This window comes from Brachybacterium sp. HMSC06H03 (assembly GCF_001807385.1).
GTDB lineage: Bacteria > Actinomycetota > Actinomycetes > Actinomycetales > Dermabacteraceae > Brachybacterium > Brachybacterium conglomeratum.
The window spans coordinates 1-3,997 of record NZ_KV788867.1 but is presented as its reverse complement, the minus strand read 5'-3'; the positions used below and the strand labels follow the sequence as shown (position 1 = coordinate 3,997).

Annotated in this window: 3 protein-coding genes and 1 pseudogene; all 4 read right to left on the bottom strand. The window is 73.1% G+C overall.

What is annotated here, in order from left to right; all coding sequences use genetic code 11:
• Positions 1-57: 57 nt before the first annotated feature.
• Positions 58-1,449, bottom strand: a complete 1,392-nt coding sequence (locus tag HMPREF3159_RS11475) for an RNA polymerase sigma factor (protein WP_083305927.1) — start codon at positions 1,447-1,449, stop codon at positions 58-60.
• A 184-nt stretch (positions 1,450-1,633) separates the two neighbouring features.
• The gene (locus tag HMPREF3159_RS11470; RefSeq protein WP_070501134.1) at positions 1,634-2,032 is read right to left on the bottom strand and encodes a universal stress protein; all 399 of its coding nucleotides are present in this window, start codon (positions 2,030-2,032) and stop codon (positions 1,634-1,636) included.
• Between the two features lie 43 nt (positions 2,033-2,075).
• Positions 2,076-3,293, bottom strand: a complete 1,218-nt coding sequence (locus HMPREF3159_RS11465) for a homoserine O-acetyltransferase MetX (protein ID WP_070501133.1) — start codon at positions 3,291-3,293, stop codon at positions 2,076-2,078.
• A gap of 50 nt (positions 3,294-3,343) precedes the next feature.
• A pseudogene (locus HMPREF3159_RS11460) lies at positions 3,344-3,997 on the bottom strand (hypothetical protein); the annotation flags it as partial.

The following is a 3,997-nucleotide window of genomic DNA, read 5'->3' as shown; positions in this document are numbered from 1 at the left end:
GGGCCCGGGATCCGCGGAGGATCCCGGGCCCGCCCGGTGATGAGAGCTGCGCCCTGATCAGTCCAGGTAGTCGCGCAGCACCTGGGAGCGCGAGGGGTGGCGCAGCTTGCTCATGGTCTTGGACTCGATCTGGCGGATCCGCTCACGGGTGACGCCGTAGACCTTGCCGATCTCGTCGAGCGTCTTGGGCTGGCCGTCCTCGAGGCCGAACCGCATGGAGACCACGCCGGCCTCGCGCTCGGAGAGGGTGTCCAGCACCGAGTGGAGCTGCTCCTGCAGGAGGGTGAAGCTCACCGCGTCCGCGGGGACGACGGCCTCGGAGTCCTCGATAAGGTCGCCGAACTCGCTGTCGCCGTCCTCGCCCAGCGGGGTGTGCAGGGAGATCGGCTCGCGGCCGTACTTCTGGACCTCGACGACCTTCTCGGGGGTCATGTCGAGCTCCTTGGCGAGCTCCTCCGGGGTGGGCTCGCGGCCCAGGTCCTGGAGCATCTGGCGCTGCACTCGGGCGAGCTTGTTGATGACCTCGACCATGTGCACCGGGATGCGGATGGTGCGGGCCTGGTCCGCCATGGCGCGGGTGATCGCCTGACGGATCCACCAGGTGGCGTAGGTGGAGAACTTGTAGCCCTTGGCGTAGTCGAACTTCTCGACCGCGCGGATCAGGCCCAGGTTGCCCTCCTGGATGAGGTCCAGGAACAGCATGCCGCGGCCGGTGTAGCGCTTGGCGAGGGAGACGACGAGGCGGAGGTTCGCCTCGAGCAGGTGGTCCTTCGCGGCGCGCCCGTCGTCCGCGATCATCGTCAGCTCGCGGCCTGCCTTGGTGAGGCGGCCGTTCTTGTCGCGATAGGACTCGTCGCCCTTGAGCTTCTGCTCGGCGTAGAGGCCGGCCTCGATGCGCTCGGCGAGCTCGACCTCCTGGGCGGCGTTGAGCAGCGCGACCTTGCCGATCTGCTTGAGGTAGTCCTTGACCGGGTCGGCGGTCGCGCCGGCGGTGACGACCTGCTGGGCGGGGGCGTCGTCCTCGGCGGCATTGTACACGAAGCCGCCGGACTCCTCGACCTTGCGGTCGCCGGAGGAGGCCTTGGGCGCCTCGGCCTCCTCGGCGGAGTCCTCGGCCTCGGGGGCCTCGGCCTGATCGGGGGTCTTCGCGGCGGCCTTGGCGCTGGTGCGCTTGGCGGAGGCGCCCCGGCTCGAGGGAGCGGCCTTCTTCGCGGCCGTCTTCTTCGCGGCCGTCTTGGTGGTGGTCTTCGCGGCACCGCCCTCGTCGGTCACGGGGGCACCGCCCTCGACGGCCTCGTCGGTCGTCGAGGCCGCGGCGCTGGTGCTGTTCTTCGCCGCGGTGGCGGTCTCAGCAGTCTTGGAGGAGGTCACAGAGTTCCTTCTTCCGGCGGCGGCCCGGTGCGGGCGGTCCGCCGCACTCGGGCGATCGGTCTTCTCGGCGCGGCTCACGGTGTGCGCCGCGTGTCGCGTTCCCGGTCTGTACCGCGGAAGGGGCGCACGAAGGCACGGTGCCGTCAAGCCTGATCAGTGTAACGCTCTTCAGGGGCAGGTATTCCCGCCCCAGGGCCCTCGGCCGCACGGCACGCGATCGGCGCCTCCGTGCCGTCGCGTCCCGGGCGGCGCCCGCTGCGGTTCAGGCGGGGTCCTGGTCCTTGACGGTGAGCACAGGGCAGGGGGCGCCGAGCACGACCCTGCGGGCGGAGGCGCCGAGGTTCAGCTTCCCGATCGGCGACTTGCGGCGCAGCCCGATCACCACGAGCTCGGCCTGGACGTCCTCGATCGTGGCGAGCAGGAACTCGCCGATCTCGCGGTCGGGGCCTCGGCGGATCATGACGCCCTCGAGGTCCGCGCCCTGCTCCTCGAGCTCGGCGCGCACCTCCTCCTCGGTCGCGGCGGCCCCTCCGCTGCCGGGCGCGGCGTGCTGATGGGCGGCGACGAGCAGCGGCGATCCCGTGCGCTCGGCGTAGCGGATGCCTGCGCGCAGCGCGGCCCTCCCCTGCGTGGACGGGGCGTACCCCACGACGATGGTCACGCGACGTCTCCTCCCTGCGCAGCGGTGCTGCGGCGCGGCCAGCTTAGTGGTCCAGCAGGTCGCCGATCCACTTCTCCAGTCCCGGATGGGCCAGCAGGAAGGCGTCGTGCCCGATCGGCGAGCTCGCCAGCTGCCAGCGGGCGTCCGGGACGTGCTCGGCGATCTCACGCACGAGCTCCGGCGGGAAGAGGCGGTCGGAGTCGATCGCGACGACCAGGGTCCGGGCACGCACGCGCCGCAGGGCCGCGGCGGTGCCCTCGCGGTCGCGGCCCACGTCATGGGTGCTCATCGACTGGGCGAGGGTGACATAGGAGTTCGCGTCGAAGCGGCGGGAGAGCTTGACCGCGTGATGGTCGAGGTAGCTGGTCACCTGGTGCCGGCCGCTGCCGTCGAGCGGGTTCTCGGGGCCCTGGGAGCGGTTGCCGAAGCGCGCCTCGAGCTCGTCGGCGGTGCGATAGGTGGTGTGGGCGATGCGGCGTGCGATACCGAGCCCGGCGTGGGGGCCCTCCTCCGGCGGGAGGTGGTAGTAGTCGCCGCCGTGGAAGGCGGGGTCGACGCGGATCGCCGCGACCTGGGCGCTGTTCCAGGCGATCTGGTCGGCGCTCGCGCGGGCCGACGAGGCGATCACGGCGAGGCGCTCGACCTGCTCGGGGTGGGTGGCTCCCCATTCGATCGCCCGCATGCCGCCCATCGAACCGCCGATCACCAGCGCCCAGCGGGGCAGGTCCAGCTCCTCGGCGAGGCGGTGCTCGGCCGCGACCTGGTCACGGATCGTCACCTGCGGGAAGCGGGAGCCATAAGGGCGTCCGTCGGGAGCGGCGGAGCTCGGTCCGGTGCTGCCCTGGCAGCCGCCGAGCACGTTGGGGGCGATGACGAAGTACCGGTCGGTGTCGATCGGCCGCCCGGGTCCGACGATCTCCTCCCACCAGCCGGGCGTCGGGTGGGACGGCCCGGCGGCGCCGCGCACATGGGAGTCGCCGGTCAGGGCATGGAGGACGAGGACGGCGTTGCCGCGGTCGCGGTCGAGGGTCCCCCAGGTCTCGTAGGCCATCGTGACGTCCTCGAGCACCTCGCCGCTCTCGAGCGGCAGCGCGCCGATCGAGGTGAACCGTCGGTCTCCCCCGCCGCGGTCGGGATGCCATGCCCCGAGCAGGGCGGGGGTCCCCGTGCGGTGCTCCGCCGCGGCGTGGGCGGCGGGCCCTCCGTCGCCCTGCGGGTCGGTCGGGGCGTCGGGGCCGCGGTGCTCTCCGAGGAGGGTCATCGGCAGCGTTCCTTCCTGCCCGGCGCGGTGCTCCCGGGCTCCCCCTCCCCTCAGGTGCTGGGCCACCAGGCGGGGAAGACGGGGGTGTCGGTCATTCTCGACAGCAAGGGTGCCAGAGTGGAGTCCGGTTCCCGATGCCGGAGCTCGTCGACGAGGCTCCCCGCGGTCGCGAAGCGGTGGTTCCACCAGGCGAGCAGGACCAGCAGAGCGGTCAGCGCCCGCCACGCAGGGCGCGCCGTGCCGCGCGCGGCGGGCCCTGCGGCATCGAGCGCCGCCGAGGCCACGCAGCGCATCTCCTCGAGCAGCACGTACACCCTCCCACCTGCGCAGACGTCCGGGTGAGGGCGTCTGGTGGGATCGGCGACGAGCTCCTGGAGGAGGGTCTCGCGGGCGATCGGCGGCGCCCCGCCGTGCTCGACCAGCTGGGCGAGGAGCTCCCAGTGGAGGCGGTCCACGGCGAGCGCCGCGAGCAGCTGCGCGATGTGTTCACACTTCGTCATCCCGTCCGCGCCGACAGCCCCCGGCTGGCCCCGCCGCAGGGCACGGAGGGCCGCGCCGGCCTCGGCGAGGAGGAGGCCGGGATCGGCGGCGGAGGCGAGGTCCGGGGGCGGCAGGTGCAGGGCGCGCCCGATCTCCTCGAGCAGCGGCTCGGGGCGGGCCTCCTGGGGGATGGCCCGCCCGGCCAGGACCGCGCGGGCCGCGGC

What these genes read in the sequence shown, in the direction of transcription:
- HMPREF3159_RS11465 (WP_070501133.1), bottom strand. Translation starts at nt 3,293, where the DNA reads ATGACCCTCCTCGGAGAGCACCGCGGCCCCGACGCCCCGACCGACCCG.